The organism is Glutamicibacter sp. (assembly GCF_050701915.1).
Lineage (GTDB): Bacteria > Actinomycetota > Actinomycetes > Actinomycetales > Micrococcaceae > Glutamicibacter.
On record NZ_JBOGEG010000037.1, the window covers coordinates 1 to 15,173 of the forward strand.

Genomic DNA, 15,173 nt, shown 5'->3' on the forward strand with positions numbered 1-15,173 from the left:
GGATCCCCGAATGGATCCTGCCGGCGCCCTTGGAGTTCAGGCTAGGTCCGCTTACTTGTCGCGGCCCTTGCCTTTGCCCGGCTTCGCGTCTTGGATGAAGACCTGGACGACCGACGGGCGTGGGCCGTGGAATTCGCCCTTGCCTGCGTCTGCTGCGTTCTTCACGAAGTCCGGGAACAGCGAGGTAGGGCTGGCGAAGCTGCCGCCCTCACCCGGGTGCTGCACCGAGACGAAGACCGAGTTGTCCTTGTCATGGATCAGCGGGCCGCAGGTCTCTGCGCCGGTTGGCACGGCCAGGAACTGCTCCACACGTCCTCGGTCCTTGCCGGTCAGGGTGACCTTGTGCAGTGCATCGGAGTAGCCGATGGTGCCCGGGGCGCCGTCGGTGGAGATCCACAGGTTGCCCTTGGAGTCGAAGGCCAGGTTATCCGGGCAGGAGATTGGCGAGACCTTCTCCGTTGGGTAGCCGGAGAAGTAGGTCGATCCGTTCACGTTTGGATCGCCGGCAACCAGCAAGATGTTCCAGGTGAACTTCGCCGCGGTGGCGTCGTTGCCGGCTTCGGTGATTTCCAGGACGTGGCCGTCGCGGTTGCGTACCCGCGGGCTGACCTCGGTAGCGCCTTCCTTGCCGTCCTTGCCGCGGTCGGTGTTGTTGGTCAGTGCCACGTAGACCTTGCCGGATACCGGGCTCGGCTCGACGTCTTCGGGGCGGTCCAGCTTGGTGGCGCCGACCTTGTCAGCTGCTTGGCGGGTGTAGACCAGCACCTCGTCGATGCCCATGCCCTCGACCCTGGATTCGCCGTTCTTCACCAGTGGCAGCCAGGTTCCCATGCCGTCGAAAGCACCATCAGACGGAACTGCGCCGCTGCCGTCGATTTCGCTTGCTGGCGAGTTGCCGGCGAACTTGGCAACGTACAGGTCGCCTTCGGAGAGCAAGCCCATGTTGTGCTTGCGATCGTGCTTGGAGTAGGTGTTCTTCGAGACGAACTTGTACAGGTACTCGAAGCGCGAGTCATCACCGGAGTAGGCAACTGCCTTGCCGTTCTTGGCAATGCGCACGTTGGCGCCCTCGTGCTTGAAGCGGCCCAGGTTGGTGTGCTTGACCGGGGTGGACGCAGGGTCCTGCGGATCGATTTCGACTACCCAGCCGAAGCGGTTGGCTTCGTTCTCGCAGCCTTCGTTGTGCAGGCCGAAGCGCGGGTCGCTTTCTTCCCAGCCGCGGCCGGTCGCGGCGGTGCCGATGCCGTAGCGTGATTCCTCTGCGGTGCCCTTGCCGCGGAAGTACTGGTCGAAGTTTTCTTCACCGGACAGCACGGTGCCCCATGGGGTGGTGCCTCCGGCGCAGTTGTTCAAGGTGCCAAGGACCTTGGTTCCGGTTGGATCCGCGGCGGTCTTGAGCAAGTCGCTGCCTGCGGCTGGGCCATCGACCCGGAATTCGGTGCTGGCGGTGATGCGGCGGTTGCGCTCGCCGCCCTGCACGTAGCTCCACTTCTTGTCGTTCTTCTTGCGCTTGACCTCAACCACGGAGAAGCCATGTGCGTTCATCGCGATCTTGCGGGCTTCTTCCTGGTTCGCTTCGAACCAGGCGGAGTCGAACATCATGTCTTCATTGGTGTACTCGTGGTTGGCAACCAGCACGCCGGTGCGGCCCGAATACTTGTCAACGATGATGTCCAGGTAGTCGCAGTTGTAGCCGAACTGCTCAGCCTGCTTGCGGGCGGACTGCTTGGAGGCATCGAATTCCGCGGTGTTCTTGAATAGCGGATCGCCCCAGCGGATGATGGCATTCCAGTCGTAGCCTTCCGGGACGGACACGGTATCTACCGAACGCGACACCGGCTCAATGGCGTCGAAGGAAAGGTGCCCGCCCTTGCCTGGCTTCATTGGCGCCAGTGGCGCCGCGGTGGCGTCGGCAGCACCGAAAAGCTGCGGGCCGATGACCAGCGCCGAGGCACCGACCGCGCCCAGGCCCAGCATGCTGCGGCGGGAGAGCGACTTGTCGGCAATGTCCTTGAAGTAGCCGTTGGACGAAGTGTTGCAATCTGGCTTGGTGCAGGCGTCGGCGCACTTGAAGTGGCAAGTAGCTGCAGAACGGCCGCCGCGGGTGTGGCCCAGCATTGGCAAAAGGGTACGGGTTGGATTCATGATCCGCTCACTTCCTCAGTATGTGGCTCATTGTCAGGGGAATGACTCGAACTGAGGTTTTCACTTGGAAGTGTTCTAAATGCAACGCAAAGGTTAACGCCGGGGAAACAGATTCTTGCCTGCGATTATCCCCTAGTCAGCTCGGTATAGCAGGACTCCAGACGCTGCAGCCACCAGCGCACTCGCGCCTCTTCTGGACGCAAGCCATCCAGTTTCTGGTGATCCGGCTCAATGCGACGCACCGGCAAGTATCCGGCGGTGGCCAGCAACGGCTCGGCGCAAACGTCATCGGCAAATAAGGTGCCGGTGGAAAGGCCGCAGGCATAGGGCAGTTCTGGCAGCGCGCTGGCCAGGGCGGCGGCTTGGGCCAGGCCTACCGAAGTATCCAGAGCGCTGGAGACGACAACATCCAGTTCCGCTTGCTCGGCAATTTCCAGCACCGCGTCGATACCGCCCAGCGGCTGGGCCTTGATGATCATCAGATCTGCGGCACCCAACCGCGAGACTTCCAAGGGGTCAGTGTGCTTCCGCACCGCTTCATCGGCGGCGATCTTCAATGGGTTTCCGGCGTTGCGCAGTTGCTCGCGGACTTCTGCCAGCCCGGTAATGCCAGGCACGGGTTGCTCCGCGTATTGCAGGTCGTACTCGCTCAGCGCCTTCAAGGCCGGGACCGCCTGGGCGATATCCCACCCCATGTTCGCATCCACGCGCAGCGCTGCTTGCGGGTAGAGCCGCCGGGCCTCAGCTACACGCGCTAGGTCCTGCTCAATCCCCTGGCCTTTTTCGGCCACCTTGATCTTGATGGTATGCGGCGCGTCATAGCGTTCGAGAACCGCCCCGACATCTTTCACGGCAACTGCGGGCAAGGTGGCGTTGACCGGAATGCTGGTGCGCAACGGTTCCGGGAACGGCTGGTAGGCGGCCTCGATGCCTGCGGCTAACCACCGAGAGGCTTCTGCCGGTCCGTACTCGGTAAATGCGGAGAACTCGCCCCAACCTTCCGGTCCTTTGATCAGCAGCGCTTCACGCTGGGTGATGCCACGGAATTTCACACGCATCGGCAGGCGGACAACATGGGAATTTGCCAGCAGATCTTCAAGGGGCGGCAGTTCAAAGCTCATGTTCTAAGCCTAGCGAGCGTGGGCATAGTTACATGCTTGAACTGTGCCGTTCCCCGTGCCGGATATGACACCCTAGAGATATGCCTCGCCATTCAGCATCCGCGCGCCCGCACCATATCAGGTGGTGGTGGGCTCTGCTGCTGCTGATTTCGCTGTTCTGCCTTGAATACGTATTTTTCGTCCAACAGCGTGTTGGGCAATGGGCCGATCAGGCTGGATTCATCGCGTGGGCGCAATGGTGGCCCCGGACCGATCTGCTCAATCCGATCCGTGAATTCCTGGATCTCTTGCCGGCAATCTGCGGCGCCATTGCGGCAGTATTCCTGCTGTATCGCGTGATTCGCGACCGCCGTTTCCTTCGGGCCATCGTGGCGATCATCGCGGCCGGGGCCGCAGCGGGCAGCACGCAGTTGCTCAAGCACGAAATCTTGGTTCGTCCGGATTTCAATTTCGGCACCACAGGAAATTCCTTTCCGTCAGGACACACCACTGTGGCTGCCGCCGCCATGGGCCTGATGTATCTGGTTTCGCCACCGAAACTGCGTCCCATAGTGCAACCGATCGCGTGGTTGTTCGCGACGGTCACCGGAGTGGCCACCTTGATTTGCGGTTGGCACCGTCCCAGTGACATTGCCGCTGGTTTTGTGGTGGCCGGATTCTGGTTGGTCATGGCCTCGGTAGTGCTCCAGCGCATCCAGCCACTGAGCCATGAACTGCCCGAGGGCACCTGGTCAAGGAAAGTTGGGGCCGGCAGCCTGGTTGTCTGGGCTGCGGTGATCGGACTGTCCTTCTTCCTGCCACACCCTCACATCCAGAAGATCCCGGAGTTCTTGCAATTGATCTATGCGGCCTTGGGGATCATTCATGTCGTGGCCGCTTCGCTGGTATCCGGCTTGGTGCTGCGCTCGGTGGTTATCGGCCCCATGCGCACCTTCAAGAAGTAGCGCACAGGCCCCGACACGTCGCGCGCTACTGCTCCCTGCAGGCCATGCGGTTATTGAGCAAGTCCGCGGCCCGCAGTGATTCCGGAATGGTCACGGCGAAACGCTTCTTGTTCTTGAGCTCGAAAACGAGGCCTTCGTGTTCTTTCATCACGATGGCCGAACCGCCTGGAATGATTCGCCAGCCCCAGCCTCCCCACATCATGGGAACGATCTTTTCGCTGGTCGCGGATTCAATTTCATCGATTTTGATGGTTCGCATCGGAAACCCCAAGACCGCAGAAGATACCCGGAAACGATCGCCGTCGATCGATACCCGAATCCAGATCAAGCTCAGAATCAGTACGCACGCCAAGGCGGACAGGGCAATGGAAACAATGAAGCCCACCGAGCTGCCATCTTGGCTTTCACTGGTCAGCAGCGGCAACGCAACTGCAACGAAAAGCGCCGCGAACACCACCAGGCATAGCAGCCACATCCACCACGGTGCTGCCATCGTTTGCTTGAATTCTTGCTGGGGCACGGCTGGTGTCCCTGCCGCAGCAGGCCGCTGGATGCCTTGCGCTGCATCGATTCGTGCCTGGCGGTCTTCATGGGATTGCCTCGTGTACTGCTGGTAGATGCCGCTGACCCACAGCGGCGCAATGCCCAGCAGCGAGCAGGCAATCAGCACAACCATCATGCCGCCCAGCACTGCGGTTTCAGGTGTCTCGGCGATTGCCGTAGAGACCGCCGAGCTGACGAATACGCCAGCTGCACTCCAGGAGAGCAGTCCACCGGCAAAGAGCAGCACCATGAGCAATGCCGGTTTACTGCGCAGCATCAAGGAAAGCAACCCGGTGATGGCACCAACGATGCTTAGCCCGATGCAGACGGGGACAAAGACCGCGGTGCGGGTAAACCCATCCGGATAGGTCGAAGTCCAGTGAGTAGCGGTCATCTCCGGCAGTTTGCTGGCGAGCAGGGCGTAGGTGGCCCCCACAATGGCTACCGGAAGAAGCAGCAACAGGTAGATGAGTGGCCGATTCTTGATTCCGGTCCCCGCTGTTGCCATCTCAATCCCCTGTTCATGCTGCCTAGTCCGCGTTTTGAGCTGGCCGGCAAGCAACTCAACATATTTCCAAAAGAGAAATAATTATTGGGTCAATTCTATCAACCCATGTTTGACATGGGAATAAATGATTGGGCATTGATGAAATATCAGCAAAAAGGTTGATGCCCGTCGATCCTTGTGAGGTTCGACGGGCATCAAGATCACTCCTGAGAGAGAGAACTGCGCACTGCGGATGCTAGAGCGAGGCCAGCGCAGTCTTTGGATCTGTCATCGCGTCGGCAACATAGCGCATGAAGCCGGCCGCCGTTCCGCCATCGCAGACCCGGTGGTCGAAGCTCAGTGTCATCTCGCAGATGGAACGGACCTTGATCTTGCCATTGACCACCCACGGCTTCTCGATGATGCGCCCTAGCCCCAAGATGGCCGCTTCCGGGTAGTTGATGATGGCCGCGGAGCCATCAACCTTGAACACGCCATAGTTGTTGATGGTGAAGGTGCTGCCGGACAGGTCGGCGACACCGGCCTTGCCCTCGCGCGCCACCGAAGCCAGTCGAGCGAACTCGGCCGACAGTTCCTTGGCATTCATCTTGTGGGCATCGCGCACATTGGGCACAACCAGGCCGCGGTCGGTCTGGGCTGCGAATCCGAGGTTCACGCCCTCGAAGAGGGTATGGCGCAAGCCCCCATCAGCTTCAACCTCAATGCGGCTGTTCAGCTCAGGGAAACGCTGCAAGCCGGCCACGGCGAAGCGGGAGATCAGTGCCATGACACTTGGAGCTTGGCCTTCGGCTTCCTTGATCTTCGAACGCAGCTTCAGCAGCTTGGTGACATCGACATCCACCCATACGGTCGCCTCGGGGATCTCGCGGCGCGAAGTGCTCATCGCGTTGGCGATGGTCTTGCGCACCCCCGAAAGCAGCTGGGTAGAAGCAACCGGCAGGCCGGTCTTCGAATCCGCCTCGCCAGCCCGGGTTGGCGTAGCCGGCACCGCAGCTGCGGGGGCCGGGGCCGTTGCTGCCGGGGCAGCGGCCGCTGCAGGTTGACCCGCTTCAGCCGACAAGGCAGCTTCCACGTCGGTGCGCAGAATCAGCCCTTCTGGACCAGAGCCTTGAACCGTGCTGATATCCAATGCGTTGTCACGTGCCAACTTGCGTACCAGCGGGTTGATCACGCGAACCGCTTCGGCCGGCGCCTGTGCCGCTGCCGCAGCTACCCCGCCGCGCGGCTTGCGCCGACGGCTGGTCTTGCTCTGTGCAGAGGAGGTGCCGTAGCCAATGAGCACATTGCCACTGCCCTCATCGGCTTCTGCTGCCGCTTCGGCAGGTACCTGGGTGCCGGCACGCTCTTCCTCGCGGTAGGACTGCGCACGTTCGGCTTCATCGGCCACAGGTGCTTCAGCTTCTTCGCCGCCGGTGTTCACCGAGATGAAAGGCTCATCCACGAGCATCATCTGGCCAGCATCCCCATGCAGGGTCGAGACTACGCCTTCGAACGGGCAGGGGATCTCCACCAGCGACTTCGCGGTTTCCACCTCTGCAATGGGCTGGTCCACCGCGACAGTGTCACCGGCGGCAACCATCCAGCGCACCAGCTCGGCTTCGGTCAGGCCTTCGCCAAGGTCTGGCAAGAGAAAAGTCTTGATGCTCATTTACGCCTCCCACTGAAGCTGGTCAACCGCGTCGAGAATGCGTTCGGCGCTTGGCAGATGGAACTTTTCCAGCGTTGGCGCCGGGTATGGAATGTCGAAACCGGTCACGCGAAGCACTGGAGCGGCCAACGAGTGGAAGCACCGTTCCTGCACCCGGGCCACGATTTCACTGGCTACCGAGGCAAAGCCCTGGGCTTCGGCGACCACGATGGCCCGTCCGGTCTTGCGCACCGATGCGCAGACGGTCTCATCATCAAATGGCACGATGCTCCGGATGTCGAGAACTTCCAGGCTGATGCCTTCCTCGGCAGCCAGCTTGGCTGCTTCCAGTGCGGTGGAAACGCTTGGACCATAGGTGATCAGCGTGGCGTCGCTGCCCGGGCGGGCAATGCGCGCCTGGCCCTCGGTCTTGGCGCTCTTCTTGGCCTCGTACTGCTCGGCCAGCTGTGCCAGGTCCACCTGTTCCTTGGACCAGTACAGCTTCTTCGGCTCGAAGAAGACCACCGGATCATCCGAATCGATGGCTTCGCGCAGCATCAGGTAGGCATCCTCTACGCACGAGGGGGTGAAGACCTTCAGACCTGGAGTGTGCGCATAGTATGCTTCCGAGGAATCGCAGTGGTGCTCCACGCCGCCCACGCCGCCGGCGTAAGGAATGCGGATGACCATTGGCAGGCTCAACTTGCCCTGGGTGCGGTTGCGCATCTTGGCAACATGCGAAGCGACCTGCTCGAATGCCGGGTAGGCGAAAGCATCGAACTGCATCTCGATGACCGGGCGCATGCCGTTGATGGCCATGCCTACGGCCATGCCGACAATGCCGGATTCAGCCAGCGGGGTGTCAAAGCAGCGTTCGGAACCGAAGCGTGCGGTCAGCCCATCGGTGATGCGGAAAACGCCACCCAGGGTTCCCACATCCTCGCCGAAGATCACTACCGAGTTATCGGCAACCAGCGAATCAGCAAGGGCGGTATTCAGCGCCTTGCCGAAGGTCACTGGCTGGTGCTCGTTGGCAGCCTTGGCTGCGGCTCGTGCGGTGGCAGCGCTGACGTTCGGGTTCAAGCGCGAAGTAGTGGCAGTCATCCTAGGCCTCCTCACGGTCTAGTTCGTCGACGAGCATGGCTTGCTGTTCAGCCAGCTGCGGGGTCTTGGCCGAGTACACATGCTCAAACAGTTCACGTGGATCGGTGTTGGATTCCTGGTTCATCCCATCACGCAGGGTCTTGGCAACCGACTCGGCGTCCGCGGTGATCTTGGCTACGGTTTCATCGGTCAAGAGCCCGGCATCGTCCAGGTACGTCTTCATGCGGGTCACCGGATCCTTGGCGATCCATTCCTGGACCTCGGAGTCCTCGCGGTAGCGCTTGTCGTCATCGGCGTTGGTGTGCGCCTGCATGCGGTAGGTGTGGGCCTCGATCAGCAGCGGGCCGTTGCCTTCGCGGGCCATGCGCACCGCACGGGTCATGATGGCCATCAATGCCATCAGGTCGTTGCCATCCACGCGCTCGCCGGCCATGCCGTAGCCAACAGCCTTGTGAGCCAGGGATGGGGCGGCACTTTGCTGCGAGAGCGGAACCGAGATGGCGTACTTGTTGTTCTGCACGAAGAAGATCACCGGCAGGTTGAAGACCGCAGCAAAGTTCAGTGCCTCGTGGAAGTCGCCTTCACTGGTGGCGCCATCGCCGCACATGGCCACCACAACGGTGTCTTCGCCGCGCAGCTTGGCAGCGTGGGCGACACCCACTGCGTGCAGCAACTGGGTAGTGAGCGGGGTGGACATCGGCGCGCAGTTATAGGCCTTCGGGTCATAGCCGCAGTGCCATTCGCCGCGGAAGCTGGTCATGACTTCCATCGGGGCTACGCCCTTGGTCAGCACCGCTACGGTGTCGCGGTAGGTTGGGAAGAGCCAGTCGTTCTCGCCCAGGCACAGGGCGGCTGCGATCTGGCAGGCTTCCTGCCCGTGGCTGGACGGGTAGACGGCCATGCGGCCCTGGCGGACCAGTGCGGAGTTCTGGTCGTTGACGCGGCGGCCGGTGACCAGAGCCGCGTAGGCTTCCAGCAGCCGGGCCGGGCTTGGCAACGGGTATTCGTGGCCAGGCTCAGTGCCTTGCTGGTCCTCTGGGCGCAGGGTTCCGTCCGGGTTCAACAGGTTGATCATGTGGCGTGCTGGCAGCATGTAGTCTTCAGGGGTAATCCCGAATTTCTTGCTGACATCAGAGATGCGATCCGCATGTGCTTCAGTGCTCATGTTCTCCCACCTTTCGTGGTTCTGGCTCGGTCCATGAGCACAACCGCTTGTGACTCACTTCACCTAAACATCATTTGCAATCAATTATGAGTATGAGTGGCATTCTGTATCCAGTCCGGCGTGGAATCGTGGAAAGTTGCGAATAGTATCCGTATACTCGTAGACGAAAAGTTTCAATAGATTGTGTTTGGAACAGAGACGTCCGACACGTCAACAAGGAGTATCAATGGCCGCGGAAGCGGAGCTAAAACTCGATGATGTCGACCATGCGATCCTCGCTGAGCTAACCAGCGACGGGCGCCAGTCGGTCACCACCGTGGCACAAAAGGTGCACGTATCGCGTGCCCACGCCTATTCCCGCATCGCAAAGCTCCAAGATGCCGGGGTGATCACTCGTTATACGGCGGTGATTGATCCGGTAAAGGCGGGCCTCAAAGCCAGTGCCTATGTAACTTTGAAACTCCGCCAGCATTCCTGGCGCGAGCTGCGTGATCATCTGGCATCCATTCCCGAGGTGCATCATGTGGGTTTGGTCGGCGGCAATTTCGATGTGATCCTGCTGGTGCGCGCCAAAGACAATCTGGATCTGCGCCGCGTGGTCTTTGAGCAATTGCAGTCCTTGCCAACGGTCCTGGATACGCAGACCCTGCTGATCTTCGAAGACACCGATACCCGATAGCCAACAGTTCGCATAAGGCACGAGAAGTGCACCTGGATACCATTTCCAGGTGCACTTCTCGTATTTGCCGGGAAGCTACTTCTGGCCGGTGAACACCGGCTTGCGCTTCTCCTGGAAGGACTTGAATCCTTCGGCGTAATCAGCAGTGTCGCACAAGGCTGCCTGCGCCCGGTTTTCGGTGCGCATCGATTCCCACAGGCCCGCACGCTGGTCACGGATTTCCTTGACCAGCTGCTTGGAGGCGACGAATGCCTGTGTTGCACCCTGGGCCACCTTGGCAATGATTTCTTCGCTGCGCTCCACCAGTTCCCCGGGCTCGAAAGCACGCGAGAACAATCCCGAACGCACCGCTTCAGCACCGGAGATCAGTTCCGCGGTGTAGATCAGATCCAGGGTGCGATGCGCGCCAAGTCTTTCGGTGAACAGCCAGTGCCCGCCCGAGTCCAGGGTGGCACCGAGGTTCGCGAATGGCGAGCCGATCTTGGCGTTCTCTGCGACGTAGACTACGTCGGTAGCGATCGCCAGGCCCAATCCCACGCCCAGGCAGGCACCCTGCACCAGCGCGAAGGTTGGTGCCGGGAAGTTGGACATCTTCTCCAGCAGCGGCTGGACCTTGCCGTCAAGATAGCCGATCACGTCATCATCCGCCGGATCCACCCCGGAGATGTCGCGGCCTGCGCAGAAACCGCGCCCCTCCCCGGTCAGCACCAGCGCGCGCACGGTTCCTGCGGCCACTGCGGCGGCTGCCTTGTCATAGGCTTCCGAGAGCTGCGCCAAGGCAGTTTCATCCAGCGAGTTCATCTTCTGCGGAGCGTTGAGCACCACACGCGCGATGGAATCGGCAATCGTCAGTTCGATCATGGATTCTTCCTGGCCTTTCTAGGCGTCGAAGTCGACGCTCAGCTTTTCGCTGGTCGGGTGCGACTGGCAGGTCAGCACGTAGCCGGCTTCGACTTCGTCGGGTTCCAGCGCGTAGTTCTCGGCCATGGTGACCGTACCGCAGGTGACCTTGGCACGGCAGGTACCGCAGACCCCGCCGGCACAGGCGAATGGCACATCCGCGCGTACGCGCAATGCAGCGTTCAGCACGGTTTCATTGGCGCGCACCGGCGACTTGACCTCGCCCTTCAAGCCATCGAGGTTGAAGCTGATCTCATAGCTTTCCTCGTTCTCGTCCACCTCAACCGGGCGGCCGATATGCCCTTGCGGCTTCGTTGGCTCACCGGTGGTGAATAGCTCGAAGCGGACCTTCTCGGCGGGAACTTCCAAGCTGGACAACTGGTCGCGGACCAGCTGGACGAGCTCGAATGGGCCGCAGAGGAACCACTCGTCCACATTTGGCGCCTGGACCACGCTGGTTAGCAGCGTGGTGAGCTTCTCGGCATCGATGCGGCCCGAGAGCAATGGCGAAATGCGCTGTTCACGGCTGAGCACGTGGTGCAGCGCCAGGCGCGATGGGTAGCGGTCCTTCAAGTCGGCGAGTTCCTCAAGGAACATGACGTCCATGGCGGCCTTGTTCGCGTAGATCAGGTCGAAGCGGGTGTGGTCATTGGCTTCAAGGATCGTGCGGGCAATGGCCAAGACCGGGGTGATGCCCGAGCCGGCGGCAACGGCCACGAAGCGGTCCTGCGCCTTGGTGTCGATGGTCGATGGGTCATTGATCTGGGTGAGCTTGTGCTTGGAGATGAAAGCGCCGGCAGGGCTCATCACATCGATCTGGTCCCCTGCAGCCAGGGATTCGTTGGCCCAGGTGGAGAATAGGCCACCAAGATCGCGCTTGATCGCTACCTTGATCTCATCCCCGGTCGGGGCGGCACAGATCGAGTAGGAACGGCGCAGCTCGACGAGCTCGCCTTCCGCGTTGGGAATTTCCTTGCGCAACGCCACATACTGGCCCGCAACGTAGTCGTATTCTGCGCTCAGCTCCCCGGGAATGGCGAAGCTGACTTCAATCGAGTCCTTGGTCAGCCGGCGCACGTTCGAGACGGTGAGCCGGTGGAAGGACGCCCGGCGTCGGGTGGGAGTGGTTTGTTCGGTCATGAGAGCACCTTGAAGTAGTCGAAGGGTTCCAAGCAGTCTTTGCAGGTGTAGAGCGCCTTGCAGGAAGTCGAGGCGAAGCGGGCCAGTTCGCGGGTGTTCAGCGAGTGGCACCGCGGGCATTTCACGCTCATGCCTAGGGTGACGCGGCCGGCATGGCCCTGTCCGGTGGGTGGGGCGATCCCGTACTCTTCGAGCTTGGACTTTCCTTCCTCGGTCATCCAGTCAGTTGACCATGCCGGGGTCAGCACCAGCTTGACGTCAACCTTTTCATATCCGGCGTCACTGAAAACGGCGTACAGGTCCTCATTGATGGCATCCATCGCCGGGCAACCTGAATAGGTCGGGGTGATGACTACCTGCACTGTTCCGTCCGCGGCCATGTTCACTTCACGCAGTATCCCCAGGTCTGCAATGGACAGCACCGGGATTTCTGGGTCGGTCACCTTGGAGGCGATAGCGAACAGGTCCTTGGCGTCAGCGATCGTTTTGCTCAAGACTGCTTCCCCCTTATTCGGGCAAAAGTTGCGTGGTTACCAGCTGGCACCGGGGTGTTTGCGGGCGAGAACTTGCATCTCTGCCAGCAGGTAGCCCAGGTGTTCGGAGTGCTCGCCGCGGCGGCCATAAGCCATGGCCTGTCCGGTGGACGGGATCTCCAGGCCCGCAGCGTCCAGAACCGCGGTGATTTCTTCTTCCCATGCGGCGCGCAGGGTGGAAGGCAGCACGGCGATGCCCTGAAGGTTCTGGTGGACGTCTTCATCGCGGAACATCTCATCGGCATACGGCCAGAGGATTTCCAAGGCGTGCCGCATCTTTTCCGCCGACTCTTCGGTCCCCTGGCCCAAGCGGATGGTCCACTGGATGGCGTGGTCGCGGTGGTAATCGACTTCCTTGACTGCCTTAGCCGAGATGGCGGCCAGGGTTTCATCCTTGGATTGCGTCAGCTGCTTGTACAGCAGATTCTGGAAGATCGAAACGATCAGCTGGCGGATGATGGTGACGCCGAAGTGGCCGTTAGGCTGCTCGACAATCCACAGCGAAGTGAATTCTTCTTCCTCGCGCCAGTAGGCCAAATCGTCTTCAGTCTTGTCCCATGCCAGCCCGGCGTAGGTCAGGAACGAGCGGGCATGGCCCAGGATATCCAGTGCGATATTGCCCAGGGCAACATCTTCTTCCAGTTCAGGAGCGCGGGAAATCCAGTGCGACATGCGCTGCGCCAGGATCAGGGCGTCATCGCCCAGGGTCAGTGCGTATTGCGCAACTTCTTCGCTTGGCTTGACGCCGTCCACAGCGATGTCTTCCGGGCGCAGGGCGTTGCCCGGCGTGACGCGGGTGGCCGAGGCCAGCGCATCTCCGAAGCTATCGAGGGCTTCGTCGAGTTCTTCGTGCTTCACAGGTGCTTCACTCCCTCGCTGGCCTTGTAATAGGTCGCGTGGCGGTAGTCCTTGCCCTGCGGGGATTCGAAGAAGGAATCCTTCTCATCAGGGTCGGAGCTGATGATGTCGGTGGACTGCACAACCCACAGCGACACGCCTTCGTTGCGACGGGTGTACAGATCGCGTGCGTTGCGCACGGCCATCTGGGCATCCGGTGCATGCAAGGAGCCGGCGTGGACGTGCGAGAGTCCACGGGCTGAACGGACAAATACTTCCCACAGGGGCCAATTGCTCTGTTGGCTCATGCTAGGCGACCTCACTCTGTGCTTGTTTTGCTGCGTATGCTGCGGCGGCTTCACGGACCCAGGCACCTTCGCGGTGCGCTTCTCGGCGGCGCTCCATGCGCTGCGAGTTCGCTGGGCCGTTGCCCTTGATAACTGCCATGAATTCGTCCCAGTTCAGATCCTTGTGGATCCACTGCTTCTTTTCTTCATCGAAGTGCAGCTGGGGGTCCGGCAGGGTCAGGCCAAGAACCTTGACCTGTTCGGCGATCATGCCAACGAAACGCTGGCGAAGTTCATCGTTGGAGAAACGCTTGATCTTCCACGCCATGGACTGCTGGGAGTTTGGCGACTGGTCATCCGGAGGGCCGAACATCATCAGCGACGGCTCGTAGAAGCGGTTGATGGCGTCCTGGGCCATCTTCTTCTGCGCGTCGGTGCCGCGCGAGAGCGAGAGCAGGATCTCGAAGCCCTGGCGCTGGTGGAAGGATTCTTCCTTGCACACGCGGACCATGGCACGGCCGTATGGGCCATAGGAGGCACGGCACAGCGGAACCTGGTTGGCGATTGCCGCCCCGTCGACCAGCCAGCCGATAGCTCCCATGTCCGCCCAAGTGCGTGCAGGGTAGTTGAAGATCGAGGAATATTTGGCCTTGCCGGAGAGCAACTGGTCGTTGTACTCGTCGCGGGTGGTGCCCAAGGTCTCGGCAGCCGAATAGAGGTAGAGGCCGTGACCGGCTTCATCCTGCACCTTGGCCATCAGGATCGACTTGCGCTTCAGCGATGGAGCGCGGGTGATCCAGTTGGCCTCAGGCTGCATGCCGATGATTTCGGAGTGCGCGTGCTGCGATATCTGGCGGCTGAGGGTCTTGCGGTACTTCTCAGGCATCCAGTCGCGTGGCTCGACGCGGGAGTCCTGATCGATCAAGGCGTCGAAACGCGCTTGGGACTGCTCTTCTTCGTAGCTCGGGACGGCACTCAGTCCCGGCTCCTGCGGTGTGGTCGGGGCCATGGGTTCACCTCATCGAAAACAAATTACATACTGACCGTTCGTTCAGTATGTCAGAGTGCGCTCGATCACGTCAACACGAACCCCTTCCAGGTGCAACAAAACCCCGGGAAAGAATTCCCGGGGTTTCGCTAAAGCTGGAGATTAGGCGTTGGCGAGCGTCTTTTCCGCTTTCTTGCCCTTGAATATCAGCGCATCAAGCGAGAGGCGGCCTGGACCTGACAGGAGCAGTGCCAGCGCGCCGGCAGCCAGCGCCAGAACAAGCTCGAAGCCGCCATTTTCCACGAACACGCCCGCTGAGGCATGAACCATGAACAGGGCAACAACCATCTGCAGGCCCAGCAGGCCGGCGAATACGCGGGTCAGCAGGCCAAGGATAATCGCGGCGCCGCCAGCGATCTCCAGGGTTGCGGCCACCGGGGCAATCAATCCGGCAGCGGGAACGCCCATCTGGCCAAAGGCAGCGGTGGTGCCCTCGATGGTGAACTGGAAGTACTTCTGCCAGCCGTGAGCCAGGAAGAGGAAGCCGAAGGCCACGCGAAGCAGGGTGCGTGCAGCGGTCTGCAGGCCCGGGTTGTTTTCCAGAGCGAACATAGTTGAACTCCTAAAGATTGAGGCACGGGGATAGTCCCGT

Annotated in this window: 15 protein-coding genes; 2 read left to right on the plus strand and 13 right to left on the minus strand. The window is 60.9% G+C overall.

Translation table 11 applies throughout. The features are described 5' to 3' along the window. Window positions 1–51: 51 nt before the first annotated feature. Window positions 52–2,145: a PhoX family protein gene (locus ACRDT3_RS16175; protein ID WP_431493960.1), complete on the minus strand. Its 2,094-nt coding sequence runs from the start codon at window positions 2,143–2,145 to the stop codon at window positions 52–54. A 125-nt stretch (window positions 2,146–2,270) separates the two neighbouring features. Then, window positions 2,271–3,266, minus strand: a complete 996-nt coding sequence (locus ACRDT3_RS16180; RefSeq protein WP_431493961.1) for an o-succinylbenzoate synthase — start codon at window positions 3,264–3,266, stop codon at window positions 2,271–2,273. A gap of 80 nt (window positions 3,267–3,346) precedes the next feature. Here ACRDT3_RS16180 and ACRDT3_RS16185 point away from each other — a divergent pair, with 80 nt between their 5' ends. Beyond that, entirely contained in the window at window positions 3,347–4,210 is an 864-nt protein-coding gene (locus tag ACRDT3_RS16185; RefSeq protein ID WP_431493962.1) for a phosphatase PAP2 family protein, read from the plus strand. 25 nt (window positions 4,211–4,235) lie between these two features. Here ACRDT3_RS16185 and ACRDT3_RS16190 read toward each other — a convergent pair whose 3' ends face one another. The 4 genes from ACRDT3_RS16190 to pdhA all read right to left on the minus strand — a co-directional run bounded on the left by ACRDT3_RS16190 (window position 4,236) and on the right by pdhA (window position 9,157). Next, complete coding sequence (locus ACRDT3_RS16190; RefSeq protein ID WP_431493963.1) at window positions 4,236–5,261, minus strand: hypothetical protein; 1,026 nt, start codon at window positions 5,259–5,261, stop codon at window positions 4,236–4,238. A gap of 235 nt (window positions 5,262–5,496) precedes the next feature. Further along, window positions 5,497–6,909, minus strand: a complete 1,413-nt coding sequence (locus tag ACRDT3_RS16195; RefSeq protein ID WP_431493964.1) for a dihydrolipoamide acetyltransferase family protein — start codon at window positions 6,907–6,909, stop codon at window positions 5,497–5,499. Then, window positions 6,910–7,992 (minus strand): alpha-ketoacid dehydrogenase subunit beta, encoded by a 1,083-nt coding sequence (locus tag ACRDT3_RS16200; RefSeq protein ID WP_431493965.1) that lies wholly within the window; start codon window positions 7,990–7,992, stop codon window positions 6,910–6,912. Window position 7,993: 1 nt separating this feature from the next. Then, on the minus strand, window positions 7,994–9,157 hold the full coding sequence (gene pdhA, locus ACRDT3_RS16205) for a pyruvate dehydrogenase (acetyl-transferring) E1 component subunit alpha (RefSeq protein ID WP_431493966.1): 1,164 nt from the start codon (window positions 9,155–9,157) through the stop codon (window positions 7,994–7,996). Window positions 9,158–9,383: 226 nt separating this feature from the next. Between pdhA and ACRDT3_RS16210 the strand changes: the two genes are divergently transcribed. After that, complete coding sequence (locus ACRDT3_RS16210) at window positions 9,384–9,836, plus strand: Lrp/AsnC family transcriptional regulator (RefSeq protein ID WP_013349765.1); 453 nt, start codon at window positions 9,384–9,386, stop codon at window positions 9,834–9,836. Window positions 9,837–9,911: 75 nt separating this feature from the next. On the opposite strand, the gene ACRDT3_RS16215 is transcribed toward ACRDT3_RS16210, so the two are convergent. The 7 genes from ACRDT3_RS16215 to ACRDT3_RS16245 all read right to left on the minus strand — a co-directional run bounded on the left by ACRDT3_RS16215 (window position 9,912) and on the right by ACRDT3_RS16245 (window position 15,133). After that, complete coding sequence (locus ACRDT3_RS16215) at window positions 9,912–10,697, minus strand: enoyl-CoA hydratase/isomerase family protein (RefSeq protein WP_431493967.1); 786 nt, start codon at window positions 10,695–10,697, stop codon at window positions 9,912–9,914. A gap of 18 nt (window positions 10,698–10,715) precedes the next feature. After that, window positions 10,716–11,876, minus strand: a complete 1,161-nt coding sequence (paaE, locus tag ACRDT3_RS16220) for a 1,2-phenylacetyl-CoA epoxidase subunit PaaE (protein ID WP_431493968.1) — start codon at window positions 11,874–11,876, stop codon at window positions 10,716–10,718. Then, a complete protein-coding gene (paaD, locus tag ACRDT3_RS16225; RefSeq protein WP_431493969.1) occupies window positions 11,873–12,370 on the minus strand; it encodes a 1,2-phenylacetyl-CoA epoxidase subunit PaaD in 498 nt (165 codons plus the stop codon). The genes paaE and paaD overlap by 4 nt, the downstream gene beginning before the upstream one ends. A 36-nt stretch (window positions 12,371–12,406) precedes the next feature. Continuing rightward, the gene (gene paaC / locus ACRDT3_RS16230) at window positions 12,407–13,267 is read right to left on the minus strand and encodes a 1,2-phenylacetyl-CoA epoxidase subunit PaaC (protein ID WP_431493970.1); all 861 of its coding nucleotides are present in this window, start codon (window positions 13,265–13,267) and stop codon (window positions 12,407–12,409) included. Next, a complete protein-coding gene (gene paaB, locus ACRDT3_RS16235; RefSeq protein WP_431493971.1) occupies window positions 13,264–13,554 on the minus strand; it encodes a 1,2-phenylacetyl-CoA epoxidase subunit PaaB in 291 nt (96 codons plus the stop codon). The genes paaC and paaB overlap by 4 nt, the downstream gene beginning before the upstream one ends. Window position 13,555: 1 nt before the next feature. Beyond that, on the minus strand, window positions 13,556–14,542 hold the full coding sequence (gene paaA, locus ACRDT3_RS16240) for a 1,2-phenylacetyl-CoA epoxidase subunit PaaA (protein ID WP_431493972.1): 987 nt from the start codon (window positions 14,540–14,542) through the stop codon (window positions 13,556–13,558). A gap of 141 nt (window positions 14,543–14,683) precedes the next feature. After that, window positions 14,684–15,133, minus strand: a complete 450-nt coding sequence (locus ACRDT3_RS16245) for a DoxX family protein (protein WP_431493973.1) — start codon at window positions 15,131–15,133, stop codon at window positions 14,684–14,686. Window positions 15,134–15,173: the final 40 nt, after the last annotated feature.

Excerpts from the sequence above, each read along its gene's own strand:
- paaE (WP_431493968.1), bottom strand. The coding sequence starts at position 11,876 with ATGACCGAACAAACCACTCCCACCCGACGCCGGGCGTCCTTCCACCGG.
- ACRDT3_RS16175 (WP_431493960.1), bottom strand. The coding sequence starts at position 2,145 with ATGAATCCAACCCGTACCCTTTTGCCAATGCTGGGCCACACCCGCGGC.
- ACRDT3_RS16245 (WP_431493973.1), bottom strand. The coding sequence starts at position 15,133 with ATGTTCGCTCTGGAAAACAACCCGGGCCTGCAGACCGCTGCACGCACC.
- ACRDT3_RS16215 (WP_431493967.1), bottom strand. The coding sequence starts at position 10,697 with ATGATCGAACTGACGATTGCCGATTCCATCGCGCGTGTGGTGCTCAAC.
- paaA (WP_431493972.1), bottom strand. The coding sequence starts at position 14,542 with ATGGCCCCGACCACACCGCAGGAGCCGGGACTGAGTGCCGTCCCGAGC.
- ACRDT3_RS16190 (WP_431493963.1), bottom strand. The coding sequence starts at position 5,261 with ATGGCAACAGCGGGGACCGGAATCAAGAATCGGCCACTCATCTACCTG.
- ACRDT3_RS16195 (WP_431493964.1), bottom strand. The coding sequence starts at position 6,909 with ATGAGCATCAAGACTTTTCTCTTGCCAGACCTTGGCGAAGGCCTGACC.
- ACRDT3_RS16210 (WP_013349765.1), top strand. The coding sequence starts at position 9,384 with ATGGCCGCGGAAGCGGAGCTAAAACTCGATGATGTCGACCATGCGATC.
- pdhA (WP_431493966.1), bottom strand. The coding sequence starts at position 9,157 with ATGAGCACTGAAGCACATGCGGATCGCATCTCTGATGTCAGCAAGAAA.
- ACRDT3_RS16180 (WP_431493961.1), bottom strand. The coding sequence starts at position 3,266 with ATGAGCTTTGAACTGCCGCCCCTTGAAGATCTGCTGGCAAATTCCCAT.
- ACRDT3_RS16185 (WP_431493962.1), top strand. The coding sequence starts at position 3,347 with ATGCCTCGCCATTCAGCATCCGCGCGCCCGCACCATATCAGGTGGTGG.
- paaB (WP_431493971.1), bottom strand. The coding sequence starts at position 13,554 with ATGAGCCAACAGAGCAATTGGCCCCTGTGGGAAGTATTTGTCCGTTCA.
- ACRDT3_RS16200 (WP_431493965.1), bottom strand. The coding sequence starts at position 7,992 with ATGACTGCCACTACTTCGCGCTTGAACCCGAACGTCAGCGCTGCCACC.